The organism is Kandleria vitulina DSM 20405 (genome assembly GCF_000702065.1).
Classification (GTDB): domain Bacteria; phylum Bacillota_I; class Bacilli_A; order Erysipelotrichales; family Coprobacillaceae; genus Kandleria; species Kandleria vitulina.
The window spans coordinates 1-17,082 of record NZ_JNKN01000013.1 but is presented as its reverse complement, the minus strand read 5'-3'; the positions used below and the strand labels follow the sequence as shown (position 1 = coordinate 17,082).

The window sequence follows — 17,082 nt, the reverse complement described above, 5'->3', positions numbered from 1 at the left end:
TTAGAATAACCATTGACCATGACGTAACGTCATGGTTTACTTTTTATATAGTTCAAAATAAAGGAGAGAAGTTATATGAAAGGTATTATTCTCGCAGGGGGGAGTGGAACAAGACTCTACCCATTAACAATGGTTACTAGTAAGCAGTTATTGCCTATCTATGATAAACCAATGATTTATTATCCATTAAGCATTATGATGCAGGCAGGTATTAAGGATATCCTTATTATCTCAACTCCAAATGATACACCTCGTTTTGAAGAGTTATTAGGAGATGGGCATCAGTTTGGAATCTCATTACAGTATAAAGTACAGCCTAGTCCTGATGGACTTGCTCAGGCATTCTTATTAGGTGAAGACTTCATTGACGGAGATTCATGTGCCATGATTTTAGGAGATAATATTTTCCATGGACATGGTCTAGTAAAAAGATTAAAAGCTGCTGCTTCTAGAGATGAAGGAGCTACAGTCTTTGGTTATTATGTAGATGATCCTGAACGTTTTGGTATTGTAGAATTCAACGATGAAGGTAAAGCTGTTTCTATTGAAGAAAAACCAGCTCAGCCTAAATCAAACTATGCGGTTACAGGTTTATACTTCTATGACAAGAATGTCGTAGAGTATGCTAAAACTATTAAGCCTAGCGCTAGAGGTGAATTAGAGATTACTGATTTAAATAAGATTTATCTTGAAAAAGGTAAGCTTAATGTAGAACTATTAGGACAAGGATTCACTTGGTTAGATACAGGTACACATGAATCACTAGTTGATGCAACTAACTTTGTAAAGACTGTTGAAACACACCAGCATAGAAAGATTGCTTGTCTTGAAGAGATTGCTTATAATAATGGCTGGATCTCAAAAGATGAATTAATTGAGAGATATGAACTTTTAAAGAAGAACCAGTATGGTGCTTACTTAAAAGATGTTATTGATGGAAAATACATGGATTAAAAGGAGATTAAAATGAATATTATCGTTACTGGCGGAGCTGGGTTTATTGGCTCAAACTTTGTTTTTCATATGTTAAAGAAGTATCCAGATTATAGAATTATCTGTGTTGATGCATTAACATATGCAGGAAACTTATCAACTTTGGAACCTGTTATGGATAATCCAAACTTTAGATTTGTAAAGCTTGATATTACTGATAGAGAAGGTGTCTATAAGTTATTTGAAGAAGAACATCCTGATGTAGTAGTTAACTTTGCGGCTGAATCTCATGTAGATAGATCAATTGAAAATCCAGAGATTTTCTTACAGACAAATATTATTGGTACATCTACATTAATGGATGCATGTAGAAAGTATGGTATTAAGAGATATCATCAGGTTTCAACTGATGAAGTATATGGTGATCTTCCTTTAGATAGACCTGATTTATTCTTTACTGAAGATACACCTATTCATACTTCTTCACCTTATTCTTCTTCTAAGGCTGGTGCTGATTTATTGGTATTAGCTTATCATAGAACTTATGGTTTACCTGTTACTATTTCTCGTTGCAGTAACAACTATGGACCATATCATTTCCCTGAAAAGCTTATCCCATTAATGATTGCCAATGCCCTTAATGATAAGCCTTTACCAGTTTATGGAGAAGGATTAAACGTAAGAGACTGGCTTTATGTAGAGGATCATTGTAAAGCAATTGATTTAATTATTCATGAAGGTAAAGTTGGAGAAGTCTACAACGTAGGTGGTCATAATGAAAAGAGCAATATTGAAATTGTTAAGATCATCTGTAAAGAATTAGGTAAACCTGAATCATTAATTACTCATGTAGAAGATAGAAAAGGTCACGACATGAGATACGCAATTGATCCTACTAAGATTCATAACGAATTAGGATGGCTTCCTGAAACTAAGTTTGAAGATGGTATCAAGAAGACAATCAAATGGTATCTAGAAAACAAGAAATGGTGGGAAGACATTATTTCAGGTGACTACCAGAACTATTACGATAAAATGTACGGCGATAGAAAAGAGGTTAAGTAATGAAAGTATTCGTTACAGGCGTAGCTGGACAGCTCGGACATGATGTCATGAACGAACTCGCTAAAAGAGGCTACGAAGGAATCGGTACAGACCTTAAAGAAACATACAGTGGTGTACAGGACGGAAGTCCTGTAACCACAATGCCTTATGTGTCTTTAGATATTACTGACGCTAAAGCGGTAGAAGAAACAATCACAAAGGTGAAACCTGATGTGATTGTTCACTGTGCAGCATGGACTGCTGTCGATGCGGCTGAGGATGAGGATAAGAAGGGGCTTGTTCATAAGATCAATGTGGAAGGGACACAGAATATTGCAAATGTCGCAAAGAAGATTGATGCAAAAATGGTGTACATTTCTACTGATTATGTATTCAATGGACAAGGTGAAACACCTTGGGATCCTGATTGTAAAGATTATGCACCATTATCAGTATATGGTGAAACAAAGCTTGGTGGTGAACAAGCTGTCTCTAATACGTTAGATAAATACTTTATCGTGCGTATTGCATGGGTCTTTGGATTAAATGGAAACAACTTCATTAAGACAATGTTAAGAGTAGGAAAAACACATGATCAGGTTACTGTCGTAAGTGATCAGATTGGTACACCTACATACACATTGGATCTATCAAGATTACTAGTAGATATGATTGAAACTGATAAGTATGGTTACTATCACGCTACAAATGAAGGTGGATTCATTTCATGGTATGAATTTACAAAAGAAATCTATAGACAGGCAGGATACTCTACTAAAGTTCTACCTGTGACAACAGAAGAATATGGTATTTCTAAAGCAGCAAGACCATTCAATTCTAGATTAGATAAATCTAAACTAGTAAAGAATGGATTTACTCCATTGCCAACATGGCAGAATGCTTTATCAAGATACCTTAAAGAACTAAACATGGAGGAACTATAAGATGGGACAGATTCAAGTAGAAAAGAATGTTGGTGGCATTGAAGGTTTACATATTATCACACCAGCAGTACATGGAGATAACAGAGGATATTTCACTGAAACATATAATCAGAGAGATATGCATGAAGCAGGATTAGATATGGTCTTTGTACAGGATAATGAATCATCAAGTACAAAAGGTGTACTAAGAGGGTTACATTTCCAGAAACAGTTCCCACAAGGTAAACTAGTAAGAGTCATCAAGGGTGCTGTTTATGATGTAGCAGTAGACTTAAGAGCAGATTCTAAGACATATGGTAAATGGTATGGTGTAGAATTAACTGAAGATAATCATAAACAGTTCTATATCTCAGAAGGATTTGCACATGGATTCTTAGTATTATCTGATGAAGCTAAATTCTGTTATAAGGTTACTGATTTCTATCATCCAGGTGATGAAGGTGGACTTGCATGGAATGATCCTGAAATCGGTATTGAATGGCCTCATCTTAAAGGAGAATATAAGGGAACAGCTGATCCTGAAGGTTATACTTTAGAAGACGGTACACCACTTAACTTCTCTGACAAAGATAAGCTTTGGTTACCATTGAAAGAGACATTTAAGTTTTAAGTAGTATAAAATAGAGATGCGTTTTAACGTATCTCTATTTTTATGGGCTCAATTTCAAGAGTGGGGATAAATGATTTCAAAAATCATTTACCCCCACTTTTATTATAGAGCCGGTATGATACCTTTGCTTTCCACTTTTTATATGAGCAGTTTAGTAGGAATTACTTACAAATTTTGTTATTGTGTTAATATAGGTAAATATTATTTATAATAATCTTTTACAGCTTTAATGAACTCTTTAGTAAGAGATAAATCTGCCCCATTAAAATAGTAAATACCAAAATCATTTCTTGGTGTTTCCAGCCAAGGAAGAGTTAAGATTCCTTCGTCTTCAACGACTTGAGATTCAGGAACAAGGGCAAAGCCATATCCCGCTTTGACAAGTCCATATGCCTCATTGACATTTTCACAGATGATATTATTTAACTTATTGTTAACGGGCAATAAAGTCCTTCCTCTAGAAAAATAAGATTTCAGTAGATATGGTGGAAGAGCGATAACTTGTTCAATAGGAAATAAATCAGATGTATGTACTGCCTTTAAATCTTTAAAAGTATGATAAGCATCATGCTCTTTTGAAATGATAAAAACAAATCCATCATGATGAATAGGTTCAAAACTAATATGAGAATCTTTGAATAATGCATCTTTCATGCATACTACAACATCTAAAAAATGATTGCTTAAGGCCTGTAAATTTGTATTAGTCTGATTATAGACAAGCTTAGGAGAAAGAGTAGCATCTCCAATATACATATCTGAAAGAGCTTGAGTAATCATCTTTATAGATTGGGGATCAGTATATCCAATCTTGAATGAATGATATTCATTGATCTTATAATTATTGATCCATTCTTTAGAATGGTAATAAGTATCAAGCATACTTTTTGCTTCAGGAAGAAATTGATTACCTATTTCACTAAGTTCTACAGAACGCGTAGTTCTATAGAACAACTCACAGCCAAGTTCTTTTTCAAGAGATTTAATCTGCTTAGAAACAGCAGGTTGAGTAAGATGTAATTCTTCCGCACATCTTGCATAGTTTAATGTAGAAGATAGAGTGATAAAACATTCCAGTTGATTTGTATTCATTTTATTTATTCCTTTCTGTTATTAAAGATAACATATATTCATTTCTCAATGAAGGAAAATTGAAATATCATGTAAATGAAAGAGAGAAAGAATATGGATAAATTAAAAAGAACAGTTCAGATGTTAAAGAAATATCCTATGCAGTACTTGGGTGTTATTGGACTAGATGGAAAACCAAAAGTAAAGGCTTTTGAATTTAAGTTTGAAGAAAATGGAAAGCTTTATTTTGATGTTATCAGGGGAAGTGAAACTTATAAGGAATTAAGTGTTAATCCCTATTGTGAAATAACTGTCGCATCAAGAAAAGATCTAGAATGGATTCGAATAAGCGGCAAAGTGAGATTTGTGAATGAAGTGTATTTAAGGGATAAATTATTTGATCATAGTGAAATATTATCGCAGAAGTATGATCATATACGAGAACTTGTGATGCCATTTACTTTAGATGATGTTCATGTCAGTATTAGCAATCTCAATGATCAAAATAATGTAAGTTTTGATTTATAACAGGAGGATAGATATGAAAGCAGCAGTCATCTATGAAGCAGGGGGACCTGAGAAGTTGTTGATTCAGGAAGTAGCCCGTCCTGATGTAAAAGAGGGGTGGTCACTTATTAAAGTAATAGGACGTGGCATCAATCATTCGGAAATCTTTACAAGAAAAGGAGAATCACCAAGTGTAAAGTTTCCAAGAATATTAGGTATTGAATGTGTAGGCGTTGTAGAGGAATCTACATCCCCTACACTTGTGAAGGGACAAAAAGTTGTATCACTTATGGGCGAAATGGGAAGAGCATTTGATGGCAGCTATGCTGAATACTGTCTTCTTCCTAATGAACAGATTTATCCTATTGAAAGCAATCTTTCCTGGGAAGAGATTGCTGCTGTACCTGAAACGTACTATACGGCTTATCTTTCTTTGATGAATTTGAAAATCAATGAAGTAGATAGTGTACTTGTGAGAGCCGCAACAAGCGGTGTAGGTTTTGCATTTCTCAAGTTGCTTAAAGGGAAGTATCCGCACATTCATGTAACTGGAACAACCAGAAATATTGAGAAGATGGAATTATTGCTTGAATCAGGATTTGATGAGGTTATCATCGATTATCAAAATGAACTTCAGACAAGCAAGAAATATGATAAGATTCTTGATCTTGTCGGACCAGCTGCACTCAAGAATACATTCAAGCATATAAATAAATCAGGAATTATCTGTGTAACTGGATTGCTTGGAAATCAATGGTCATTTGATTTTGAACCATTGGTAGATATGCCCGGATCAGTATATCTTACGACCGCATTAAGTGCTGATCGTAATGAGAAAGAGATGAATGATCTATTTGCTTATATTGAAAACAATCATATCAATGTGAAGCCAGAAAAGATCTTTACACTTGATACGATTGTAGAAGCACATAGGTATTTGGAATCATCAAATAGTTTTGGAAAAGTTGTGGTCATGGGAGGAAATGAATATGAAAATAATTAAGACATTAATGCTTACAGTTTTATCAATAACGTTACTGGTAGGATGTTCTTCATCTAATAAGCCAGTCATCAGAGTTGGCAGTAAGAACTTTACAGAAAATGAAGTATTGGCAGAAATCTATTCTTTAGCATTGGAAGATGCTGGATTTAAGGTGAATCGTCAATTTGATATTTCATCAAGTGCTGTACACACATCCATTGTCAATAATAAGATTGATCTCTATCCTGGATATACAGGAACCGCATATATTTCAATATTGGGGTATACCGAAACAGTATCTGGGGATGAAATTTACAAGATTGTAAAAGAAGAATATAAGAAAAAATATAAATTAGAATGGCTTACCAAGTCACCTGCACAAGACAGCAATGGGCTTGCGGTTTCAAGTAAGGTAAGTAAGAAATATGGTATTAAGACAATTAGTGATTTACAGAAACATGCATCAAAACTAAGAGTTATTTCTCAAGGAGAATTTGATAAAAGAGCAGATGGAATTCCTGGATTAACTAAGGTGTATGGAGAATTTAAATTTAAATCAATCAAGGTTTATGACAATGCATTAAAGTATTCTCTTCTTGATGAAGATAAAGGTGATGTCATTCCAGCATATACATCAGAAGGACAGCTTACAAGTTCTAAATATGTACTACTAGAAGATGATAAGCATTTCTGGCCAGATTATAATGTTGCACCGATTGTAAGAAGTGATATCTTAAAAAAATATCCTAAGATTGCGTCTATATTAGATCCTATCAATAAGAAATTAACGACAAAGGATCTACAGACTCTCAATAAAAAAGTTGATATTGATAAACAGGATTATCAGGATGTCGCAAAAGAATATTATGAATCATTAAAATAGGAGATGGTACTATGGAATATTTTACGCAGTATGGAGGTGAATATATTCGTTTAGTGATTGAGCATCTTCAAATTAGTCTTCTTGCGATTATCGTATCTATTATTATTGGAATCGTACTTGGCATTGTTGCGACAAGATTTAATAAAACTGAAAAAATATTGCTTTTTCTTGCTTCCAATTTACGAATTATTCCTTCATTGGCTGTGCTTATTTTCTTGGTTCCCTACCTTGGAACGGGGCTAATGCCAACTCTTGTTGCACTGGTATTATTAGGAATACCACCGGTGCTTCTTAATACAATCAAAGGGATCAATAATGTTCCAGAATATGTTGTGGAGGCGGCTTTAGGTATGGGATATGATAAGCGTACGTTATTTAGAAAGATTGTTTTTCCTTTGGCTTTACCAGTAATCTTTAATGGGATACAGATTACGACAACTGAAGTCATTGCCAGCACTACCTTAGCTGCCTACATTGGGGCAGGAGGTCTAGGTGAACTGATCATGTCAGGAGTAGGATTAATGAGATTTGATTATCTTTGGATTGGTGGATTAAGTGTTTCTGCAATATCCCTTATGGCCATGTTAATGCTGACGGGGATAAGAAGATTTCTAAGAAAGTATGAGGTATAGACATGATTGAAATAAAAGATGTTTATAAAAAATATGAAAATAGCTCTTATCCGGCATTGGACCATATTAATTTAACAATCAATGATGGAGAACTTATTACTGTTCTAGGTACATCAGGATGTGGCAAGACAACGCTTATTAAGGCAATTAATAAGCTGCATGATATTGATTCAGGAGAAATAATTATTGATCATAAGAACATCAATGATGTAGATGGTGTCGCACTTCGTCGTACCATTGGTTATGTTATTCAACAAGTAGGACTCTTTCCTCATATGACCATTGCTGAAAATATTGCGACAATTCCTGAATTGTTAAAGTGGGAAAAGGATAGAATCAATAAGCGAGTAGATGAGCTTTTAGAAATGATAGATCTTCCTAAAGAATATAAAAACAGATACCCAAGAGAACTTTCTGGTGGCCAGCAACAAAGAGTTGGTCTTGTAAGAGCCTTGGCTGCTGATCCTCATATTGTATTGCTTGATGAACCTTTTGGCGCAATTGATGCTATTACAAGAGAACATCTTCAAGATGAATTGATAAGAATCCATAAAAATGGAAATAAAATATTTATATTTGTAACTCATGATCTCAATGAAGCATTTAAGCTTGGAGATAAAGTGATAATTATGGATAAAGGAAGAGTTGAGCAATTTGATACACCAGATCATATAAAAGCACATCCTGCTACTCCTTTTGTAAAAAAACTATTAGGAGTAGCTTATGATTAAATATTGGATAGAACATTATGATAAGTTCATGGTGGGATTAGTAGAACATCTTCAGCTTACTGTTATTACAGTATTCATTTCTATTATTATTTCATTGCTTATTACATTATTAATAAGAAAATACAAACGAGTTCAGATTATCGTTAATGGAATATTTAGTGGACTGTATTCTATTCCAAGTTTAGCATTGTTTGCGATGCTTATTCCTTTTACTGGTCTAGGATTAGAAACAGCGGTTATTGTACTTGTGATATATAATCAGTATATTCTTGTACGTACCAATATCGCTGGATTAGATCAAGTTGATTCTCATATTATTGAAGCCGCAAAAGGAATGGGCATGACAGATTTTCAGATACTCTATAAAGTGCAGTTCCCTTTGGCTTTACCTATTATCTTTGGTGGAATACGTTTAGCCACTATCTCCACAATAAGTATCGGTACCATTGCGGCAGGAATTGGAGCTGGTGGTCTTGGCAGACTACTATTTGAAGGATTAAGACAAATGAACCAGGCAAAAGTTGTAGGTGGAACTATCTTGGTTATTATTTTATCAATAAGTATTGGTCGTATCTTTGAGATTATTGAAAATAATCTCAAGAAGAATTTTGGATTAAAAAGCTAAATTGAGATTTAGCTTTTTTAATTTGACTCTCTTTATTAATTCATATTAATATTATATTGAAATTAGAAAGGAGCACTATGGCTAGTAAAAGATCATCAATTTATAAGTATACAAATTTGAAAAATATCAATAACTTCAAATGCATCCTTGATCATGGTGTATATGCTTGTCCTTGTGAACTACTAAATGATCCATTTGAATGGGAAAGAATAGATGAACATGGGAAAGGAAGATATCGTATTGCCTGTTTTTCCTTCAGTAGAAACTCAAAACTTATGTGGGGACATTATGCGGATGGACATAGAGGATGCATGATTCATTTTGTATTACCAGAAGATTATGATTCTACTTTTGAATCATCTAATCTATTAAGAAAAGTCAATTATGAAAACAAGATTGGCTATGACAAGATTTCTTCTGATTATGAAAGACTTTATCATAAAGATAAAAAGTGGCAGTATGAAAATGAAATAAGAGCAGTATTTGATTTAGAAGAACATGACTCTAATCAATGGGAAATAATAGACAATCTGGTTTTCTATAAAATAAAAGTTCAAAGCATCTTCTTTGGATGTGAGACATTCAAAGAAGATAACTATAAACAAGTATTAAAAGTAATCTATGATTATAATCAAAATCATTCAAGAAAGATTAAAGTTGGCAAATTTAAAATTAAAGAGAGTTCTAAATATGCCTTTGAGCAAGATAATGAATTTAGTTTTGAAGATGAATTAAGAAGATATAAAATTATTTAATATAAGAAGATCAACCACGGTCTTCTTTTTATTTGAAGTAATTGAAGTTTGTTTGAAGTGACATTGAAGTTGACTTTGAAGTGATATTGAAGTAAACTTAATTTAGAAGAAAGAGGGTGGATTTTTATGTTTCTAGAAGAAGTAATTGGTGAAGTAAGACTTGAAGATAATACATTTGAGTGTAAGGGTAAGTTAAATAGAGATGATGTTGTTGGATGGCTAAAAAGTATTGCGGGTTTTGCGAATGCCCAAGGTGGTCAATTTTATATTGGTGTTGAAGATAAAACTAATAAACTAATTGGTTTTGATAAAAAAGATGCAGATAATGAACGTAATTATTTCAATAATATGGTTAATGAGCATTTGACCCCAAGACCACAACTTCAAATACAATTCATACCTTATACAGTTAGAGATAAGGAACGTTTTGTGATTAAAATAAATGTATTAGAATCAAATGTAAAACCTGTCATCTTGCGATATAAATCCATCCCCTCTATTTTTATGAGGAGAGATGGTTATACTAATGGAGCTACTTATGAAGAGATTATTCAAATGAGTATCCAAAGTAAGAATACACAATATGATCTTTTAGTATCAGATGTAAAATATGATTCTAGTAAATTTACAAAGTTACAAGAATTTTATAAATCTCATAATAAAGGTAAAGAATTATCAGAGAAAGCTTTGAAATCTATGGGGTTTATGGATGAAAATGGTTATTTACTTAATGGAGCTTTATTGTTTATGGATGATTACAGTGATAGAAAAACTGCTTCACAATGTTTGGCTTTCGCAGGTACAAATAAGGGAAGTGAACGCATTGTAACTCTAAAAAAGTATTCCGGAAATATTATAGATATCATCAATTCTCTTATGGATTTTGTTAAACAGAGAATGAACTATTCAATAATAAAAAAAGGTGATCGCAGAATTAATATTGAAGCTTATCCTGAAAGAGCTTTATTTGAAGGTATAATCAATGCGATTGCGCATAGAGATTATTATCTTGATGGAACACAGATACAATTGGATATGTTTAAAGATCGACTTGAAATTTCTTCTCCTGGTTCTTTTTATAGAGGAGAGAAAATAGGGAAGACATATGATTTAACTGGTATTATTTCAAAAAGAAGAAATGAGTTAATATCTAGTATCCTTGTTGCTTGTAACGTCATGGAATCTGCAGGTACTGGCTTTGATAAAATCACAGAAGAATATGAAAATGCTAACGAATCACATAAGCCGTATATTTATTCATCATCTGATCATTTTACGTTAGTACTTCCCGATTTAACTTATATTGAAGGAGTTACTGATAATAAATATCCAGATTTAATTATTCCACCAATCAAAAATGGAACAGAACATGATGAAAAAGTATTATCTTTCTGTTATTATCATGCACGAAAAGTATCTGAAATTGCGGATTATTTAGGAATGGCTGATTCATCATATTTAAGAAAACAGGTTTTAGAGAACCTTGTAAGTAATGGTTACTTAGAAAAGAGTAAAGTCGCAAGAGCTAATTACTATAAAGCTAACCAAGAATTAATAATGTTAAGTTAAGAAGATCAATCACGGTCTTCTTTTTATTTGAAGTAATCGAAGATTGTTTGAAGTGACATTGAAGTTGACTTTGAAGTAATTGAAGTTTGTTTGAAGTGATATTGAAGTTGACTTTGAAGTGATATTGAAGTTGATTTTGAAGTACTTCAATTAAAATGAAGAACATTATAGCATATAAGAATTTCACACCAAATATCTGTTGGATATTTGGTATTTTTTTAAAAATAAATTCATCTGTTGACTTGGAGTTAACTCTAAGGAGTATAGTTATTGTATAAGGAGGAATGCCATGACAATAAAGGAAGTATGTAAACAATTTGATATTAGTGCAGATACTCTTAGATACTATGAACGAGTAGGAGTTATTCCTAAAGTAAAAAGAACTAAGGGTGGTATTCGTGATTATTCAGAAGAAGATATCAGCTGGGTAGAGAATGCAATTTGTATGAGAAGTGCTGGTGTTCCAGTTGAGATGCTTATTGAGTATGTGAAACTTTATCAGGAAGGTGATAATACTCTCGAAGCGAGAAGAGATCTTCTTATTGAAGCACGAGTTGAAGTACAAAATAAGATTGATCAATATGTAGAAACATTAAACAAGCTTAATTTTAAGATTTCACGTTATGAAGAAGCCGTAAAAACTGGCGTTCTTTCATGGGAAGAATAGGAGGAATAGAAAATGCAAAATTTTGATTATCACACACCTACAAGACTTATTTTTGGTAAAGATGTCATTAAGGAATTACCTGAAGTCATGAATCAATTTGGTAAAAAGATTCTATTGACTTATGGAGGAGGAAGTATTAAAAAGATTGGTCTTTATGATAAAGTAAAAGAACTATTAAAAGACTTTGATATTTATGAATTATCTGGAATAGAGCCAAATCCAAAGTATGATCCAAGTGTACTTGATGGAGTAAAGATGTGTAAAGAAAATGATGTGGATGTCATCTTGGCAGTAGGTGGAGGAAGTGTCCTTGACTGTTCAAAAGCTATTGCGGCTGGTGCTAAGTATGATGGTGATCCATGGGATCTTATTTCTTATCAAGTAAAAGCCAAAGATGCGCTTCCTATTGTAGATATTATTACTTTAGCTGCTACAGGAAGTGAATATGATGCAGGTGGTGTTATTTCAAGAACAGAGACAAATGATAAGATTGGCTATGTGGATCCATTGCTTTTCCCTGCAGTCTCATTCTTAGATCCTACTTATACATTTACTGTATCTAAGAAACAGACAGCTGCTGGCTGTGCTGATGCTATGAACCATATTATGGAACAGTATTTCTGTGAAGATTCAACTTTACTTAATGATGGTTTCATGGAAGCTGGATTGAAGAGTCTTATGATCAATGCAAAGAAATGTCTAGATAATCCAGAAGACTACAATGCAAGAGCAGAAATGATGCTTACTTGTACATATGGATGTAATGGTATCTATTCACTTGGAAACAGTCAATCTGGATGGCCACTACATGGTATGGAACATGCTTTATCTGCTTATTATGATATTACTCATGGTGAAGGTTTAGCTATTATTACACCAAGATGGATGAAACATGTCTTAAGTGAAAAAACAGTAGATCGTTTTGTGAAATATGGTGTAAATGTCTTTAATATTGATCCATCATTAGACAAGATGGATATTGCTAATAAGGCCATTGAAGAAACTTACAAGTTCTTTGAATCAATCAATATTCCAATGCACCTTAGAGAAGTTGGTATTGATGAAAGCAGAATTGATGAAATGGCTCATCATGTAGCTATCAATGAAGGATTAGATGAAGCATGGGTTCCACTTCAAGAGAAAGATATCAGCGATATCTTTAGAGCGTCTCTATAATATGAGCAGAAAAAACTTTGGTGCTAAGCCTCTCATGTATCCTCAGCCAGTTCTTATTATTGGAACCTATGATGAGAACGGTGTTCCTAATGCGATGAATGCGGCTTGGGGAATTACGACTGATTTTAAAGAGATTTCTATCAGTCTTTCTGATCATAAGACCACTGATAATTTAAAAGTAAAGAATGCTTTTTCAGTAAGTATGGCTACAGAAGATCAGGTCGTAGCTTGTGATTTTGTAGGGGTTGTATCAGGAAGAAAGAATCCAGATAAATTCAAGCAGGCTAACTTCCATGCTACAAAGAGTGAATTTGTGGATGCTCCATTGATTGATGAACTCCCATTAGCTTTAGAATGTAAAGTAAAAAGCTTTGAGGATGGTATTCTTATTGGAGAAATCATCAATGTATCCGCAGATGAAAGTGTATTAACTGATGGACAATTGGATATAAGAAAACTAAAACCAATCAGCTTCAATCCTTTTGACAATAAATACTATGGAGTAGGAGAAGAAGTAGGTCATGCCTTTAAGGATGGTTTAACTCTAAGAGAACGTTAAAAAAGCGTTCTCTTTTTGTATGCTATAATGAGTTCAAGGGGGAAATTTAGATGTTAAAAATAAGACCACATCATTTGATGTGCATGCAGATGTATACCGGTCATGGATATGATTGTAAGTTTGTATTGCATATGAATGAAGTAGTAAGTAAATTAGATAAAATTAATATCCAAGAAGGCTGTGATGAAATCTGTACACATTGCCCTCATAAGAAAGGACAATGTGTTAGTTATGAGAAAGTTAAACGATTAGATGAGAGCGTCTTATCGTGCTGTGATTTACATTATGGTGAACATGTGAGATGGAATGAGGTCGCAAAGAAGGTCAGAGAGACTATTTTTGAGACCCCAATGTTTGAAAAGATATGTGGGGACTGTGGCTGGTATGAGTTATGTTGTAAAACATATAATGAGTTACGATAATCATAAAATTGTCAAATAATAGTCATATATGTCACATGTAAGTAAAATATTTGGAACTTCAAAAGCAATAAGGTTGATAAATATATTTATAGGCATTATAGTTTCTAGTAAACGTTTTTAAATTGTATCGTAAATAAATTGATATTTACCTTACAGTTGTGTTTAGAAAGGAAATGGGAAATTATAATGAAGAAAAAATATTTTTTAAGTATGATGCTAAGCTTTCTTGTAGCTTTAGGATTCATTACACCTATCTCTGCTTCTTCAAAAGAAGTAAAGACAGATATCACTCAGTTTCGTATTCTTAATTGGACAAAGAAAGAAGCGAGTGCGGTTTATGAAACTAACATCTTTTATTTAAGTATGGATTGGGATGCAAGTGCTCATGGTGCTAATCTTCATGAAGGCGATTATTTTGATATCACATTACCTGATCAAATGATCTTTCCAACTGATTCATCACATACTGATTTTCATCTCTATGCGAATGATGGCAAGACAATTATTGGTAATGCACATGTGACTCCATACACAAGTGGTGGTGGAAAAGTCAGAGTGACTTTTACTGATTATGTGAATGATAGATATAATGTAAAAGGTAATATTTATTTAGCTGCTCATTTTGATACTAAAGAAATTAAGGTAGGCGAAGAAAATACTTTTGAAATTACTGTTAATGGGAAGGTTTCTTCTAAGACAATAAAGATTACTGGTCCTACTGAATTAAAGAATGAAGTATTATGTAAATGGGGTTCTAAAGATATGGATCCTACAAGGGCAAATTGGTCAATGCGTATTAATCATTGTAAACGTACATTAGATGATGCTACATTAACAGATACCCTTGGTGATTCAGGAGAAGCATATATTAAAGATAGCTTCAAATTATATGAAGTAGAGTTTAATGCAAAAGGTGGAATTGTTTCTAGAAAGACAGTAACTACTGAAAATAAGCTCTCTTTCTCTGAGGATTGTTCATCATTTACTTTACATCTAGGAAAAATGGAAGGTACATCTTATTATTTAACTTATAAATCTACATATACACCTTCTACTTTGTTGCAAAATAAAGCGACATTAAAATCAGAAAAGGATATCTGGGTTCATAAAGCAGGATATCGTTCTTCTGATGCTGGTGGTAATGGTGATGGAGATCTTACTAATAAGATCAAGATTATCAAAGTAGATGCAAATAATGGAGAAACAAGATTAAAGGATGCTACATTTGTCATTAAAAATGTAAAGACAGGAAAAACATATGAGCTTACTACTGATGAAGATGGCGAAGCAATCTCTCAAAAATTAGTAAGTGGTGAGTATACTATCGAAGAAACAAAAGCACCAACTGGTTATATCAAGAATGATAAAGTTCTTACTGTTAACCTAAATGATGGTTCTGCAGTTATCAAGACAATCACCAATGAAGCGATTAAGACTTCAGTTAAAGTCACTAAGAAATGGAATGGTGAAAAGAAAGATAGTGTTACAGTAAATCTTCTCGCTGATGGAGAAAAAGTAAAGTCTGTTACACTTAATGAAGAAAACAAGTGGACTTATACTTTTGATGATATTCCAGAATATAAAAATGGAAAGAAGATTGAGTATACTGTAGAAGAAGAACCAGTAGAAGGATATACGACAGAAATATCTGGTGATCAAGAAGAAGGCTATGTCATTACTAACACTGAGAATTTTGAAAATGGTAATGAAAATGGTCCTAAAGCTGAAACAGGTAACAATACTGGAGAAGGCACAACTGCTAATGAAACAAATAAAAAAGCTAAACATGGTAAAGTGAGTCAATCAGTAGCAGAAACTGGAGATCATACTGAGATTTTATTTATTGAAATGTTATTTATTGTATCTGCTGGGGTGCTATTATTTATTTATCGTAAGACTAAAAACTAATATGAAAAAAGTCATTAGAAGGTCATTCTAATGGCTTTTTTTCATTCTATAAAAAATTATATTTTGTAATTGTCATATCTCCGTAAACAACGGGTCTTATGGATTAAAAATTAAGAAATTCTTAATAATTCACCTTGATATAGATATTCTAAGTCTTTATATTATTAGTAACATGATTAAAAAAGAGTTGAATAATTCGGCGTTTTTCATTTTGTGAAAAATAATCATGTATCTTAGAAAAGGGGATTTAGTAATGAGAGTGAAATATTTGGTAAGTATGATCTTGAGTTTTTTAGTGACCCTAGGATTGATTGCACCTGTTTATGCAGCGCCTAAACAGGTTGATACGAACGTAACGAAGTTTAGCTTTTTAAATAGGGATAAGGTAGAAGCTAATAAAATTTATCATTCTGATGATTTTTATCTTGATATCGATTGGGATGCAAGTTCTTCCGGTACAGATCTTCAAGAAGGAGATTATTTTGATATCACACTACCTGATCAAATGGAGTTCCCAGATGATTCTGCACACACTGATTTTAAGATCTATGCGGCTGATGGCACAGCAGTGATTGCCAATGCTCATGTGAATCCTAATGAAAGTGGTGGGGGAACTGTAAGAGTGACTTTTATAAAAGACTGTGCGAAAAGCCCACTCCTTTTGGTGCGAGATGGATAGAATAAAATAAAAAAAGTGTATGCATATACCGGAAGCGTATACATATTATGATATAGTATATGTATGGAAAATAAGTATAGACATACGAACACAACGGTATCTTTGATAAACTACCATTTTGTCTTTTGTCCAAGATACAGGCGTAAAATTTTTCTGATATCAAATGTAGAAAGACGCTTTAAAGAACTGGTCAAAATAAAATGTAAGGAGTTAGAAATTGAAATTATTGCAATCGAATGTGATAAGGACTATTCTTATATGTTCTTGAATTGTCCTCCAACATTAAGTCCTTCAGGCATTATGCGACAAATAAAAGGATATACAAGTAAAATTCTTAGAGAAGAGTTTGTGGAACTATCAAAAATGCCTGGTTTATGGACAAGAA

The 17,082-nt window shown here is 33.1% G+C and carries 20 protein-coding genes; 19 read left to right on the top strand and 1 reads right to left on the bottom strand.

What is annotated here, in order from left to right; translation table 11 throughout:
* The first annotated feature begins 75 nt into the window (after window positions 1-75).
* From rfbA to rfbC, 4 genes are read left to right on the top strand one after another with little or no spacing between them, the layout of a single operon-like run.
* The gene (gene rfbA / locus T513_RS0104660) at window positions 76-954 is read left to right on the top strand and encodes a glucose-1-phosphate thymidylyltransferase RfbA (RefSeq protein WP_031589163.1); all 879 of its coding nucleotides are present in this window, start codon (window positions 76-78) and stop codon (window positions 952-954) included.
* Window positions 955-966: 12 nt separating this feature from the next.
* Window positions 967-1,998: a dTDP-glucose 4,6-dehydratase gene (rfbB, locus tag T513_RS0104655; protein ID WP_031589162.1), complete on the top strand. Its 1,032-nt coding sequence runs from the start codon at window positions 967-969 to the stop codon at window positions 1,996-1,998.
* Window positions 1,998-2,921 (top strand): dTDP-4-dehydrorhamnose reductase, encoded by a 924-nt coding sequence (gene rfbD / locus T513_RS0104650; protein ID WP_031589161.1) that lies wholly within the window; start codon window positions 1,998-2,000, stop codon window positions 2,919-2,921. Before rfbB ends, rfbD begins: the two co-directional genes overlap by 1 nt.
* A gap of 1 nt (window position 2,922) precedes the next feature.
* Window positions 2,923-3,531, top strand: a complete 609-nt coding sequence (gene rfbC / locus T513_RS0104645; protein ID WP_029072528.1) for a dTDP-4-dehydrorhamnose 3,5-epimerase — start codon at window positions 2,923-2,925, stop codon at window positions 3,529-3,531.
* Between the two features lie 201 nt (window positions 3,532-3,732).
* On the opposite strand, the gene T513_RS0104640 is transcribed toward rfbC, so the two are convergent.
* On the bottom strand, window positions 3,733-4,623 hold the full coding sequence (locus T513_RS0104640; RefSeq protein WP_051654393.1) for a LysR family transcriptional regulator: 891 nt from the start codon (window positions 4,621-4,623) through the stop codon (window positions 3,733-3,735).
* Window positions 4,624-4,716: 93 nt separating this feature from the next.
* On the opposite strand from T513_RS0104640, the gene T513_RS0104635 reads away from it, so the two are divergent.
* The 15 genes from T513_RS0104635 to tnpA form a co-directional block, all read left to right on the top strand.
* The gene (locus T513_RS0104635) at window positions 4,717-5,130 is read left to right on the top strand and encodes a pyridoxamine 5'-phosphate oxidase family protein (RefSeq protein ID WP_051654392.1); all 414 of its coding nucleotides are present in this window, start codon (window positions 4,717-4,719) and stop codon (window positions 5,128-5,130) included.
* Between the two features lie 13 nt (window positions 5,131-5,143).
* Window positions 5,144-6,112 (top strand): zinc-binding dehydrogenase, encoded by a 969-nt coding sequence (locus tag T513_RS0104630; RefSeq protein ID WP_031589158.1) that lies wholly within the window; start codon window positions 5,144-5,146, stop codon window positions 6,110-6,112.
* The gene (locus T513_RS0104625) at window positions 6,099-6,974 is read left to right on the top strand and encodes a glycine betaine ABC transporter substrate-binding protein (RefSeq protein WP_031589157.1); all 876 of its coding nucleotides are present in this window, start codon (window positions 6,099-6,101) and stop codon (window positions 6,972-6,974) included. Before T513_RS0104630 ends, T513_RS0104625 begins: the two co-directional genes overlap by 14 nt.
* Before the next feature lie 11 nt (window positions 6,975-6,985).
* Window positions 6,986-7,606 carry an ABC transporter permease gene (locus tag T513_RS0104620; RefSeq protein ID WP_031589156.1) on the top strand — a complete coding sequence of 207 codons (621 nt, stop codon included), beginning with the start codon at window positions 6,986-6,988 and terminating at the stop codon, window positions 7,604-7,606.
* A 2-nt stretch (window positions 7,607-7,608) separates the two neighbouring features.
* A complete protein-coding gene (locus T513_RS0104615; protein ID WP_031589155.1) occupies window positions 7,609-8,337 on the top strand; it encodes an ABC transporter ATP-binding protein in 729 nt (242 codons plus the stop codon).
* On the top strand, window positions 8,330-8,962 hold the full coding sequence (locus T513_RS0104610) for an ABC transporter permease (RefSeq protein WP_031589154.1): 633 nt from the start codon (window positions 8,330-8,332) through the stop codon (window positions 8,960-8,962). The genes T513_RS0104615 and T513_RS0104610 overlap by 8 nt, the downstream gene beginning before the upstream one ends.
* A gap of 77 nt (window positions 8,963-9,039) precedes the next feature.
* Window positions 9,040-9,717, top strand: a complete 678-nt coding sequence (locus T513_RS0104605; protein WP_031589153.1) for a DUF2971 domain-containing protein — start codon at window positions 9,040-9,042, stop codon at window positions 9,715-9,717.
* Window positions 9,718-9,843: 126 nt separating this feature from the next.
* A complete protein-coding gene (locus T513_RS11945; protein ID WP_029071118.1) occupies window positions 9,844-11,286 on the top strand; it encodes an ATP-binding protein in 1,443 nt (480 codons plus the stop codon).
* Window positions 11,287-11,575: 289 nt separating this feature from the next.
* Window positions 11,576-11,953, top strand: a complete 378-nt coding sequence (locus tag T513_RS0104590; protein WP_029071119.1) for a MerR family transcriptional regulator — start codon at window positions 11,576-11,578, stop codon at window positions 11,951-11,953.
* A 12-nt stretch (window positions 11,954-11,965) separates the two neighbouring features.
* On the top strand, window positions 11,966-13,129 hold the full coding sequence (locus T513_RS0104585; RefSeq protein ID WP_031589151.1) for an iron-containing alcohol dehydrogenase: 1,164 nt from the start codon (window positions 11,966-11,968) through the stop codon (window positions 13,127-13,129).
* A gap of 1 nt (window position 13,130) precedes the next feature.
* On the top strand, window positions 13,131-13,688 hold the full coding sequence (locus T513_RS0104580) for a flavin reductase family protein (protein WP_031589150.1): 558 nt from the start codon (window positions 13,131-13,133) through the stop codon (window positions 13,686-13,688).
* A 50-nt stretch (window positions 13,689-13,738) separates the two neighbouring features.
* Window positions 13,739-14,110 carry a DUF1284 domain-containing protein gene (locus T513_RS0104575; protein WP_031589149.1) on the top strand — a complete coding sequence of 124 codons (372 nt, stop codon included), beginning with the start codon at window positions 13,739-13,741 and terminating at the stop codon, window positions 14,108-14,110.
* 186 nt (window positions 14,111-14,296) lie between these two features.
* Window positions 14,297-16,018: a Cna B-type domain-containing protein gene (locus T513_RS0104570; RefSeq protein WP_051654391.1), complete on the top strand. Its 1,722-nt coding sequence runs from the start codon at window positions 14,297-14,299 to the stop codon at window positions 16,016-16,018.
* A gap of 253 nt (window positions 16,019-16,271) precedes the next feature.
* Window positions 16,272-16,697 (top strand): Ig-like domain-containing protein, encoded by a 426-nt coding sequence (locus T513_RS0104565; RefSeq protein WP_031589147.1) that lies wholly within the window; start codon window positions 16,272-16,274, stop codon window positions 16,695-16,697.
* 63 nt (window positions 16,698-16,760) lie between these two features.
* The coding region (gene tnpA, locus T513_RS0104560) for an IS200/IS605 family transposase (RefSeq protein ID WP_031589146.1) at window positions 16,761-17,082 on the top strand (322 nt) is incomplete at its 3' end.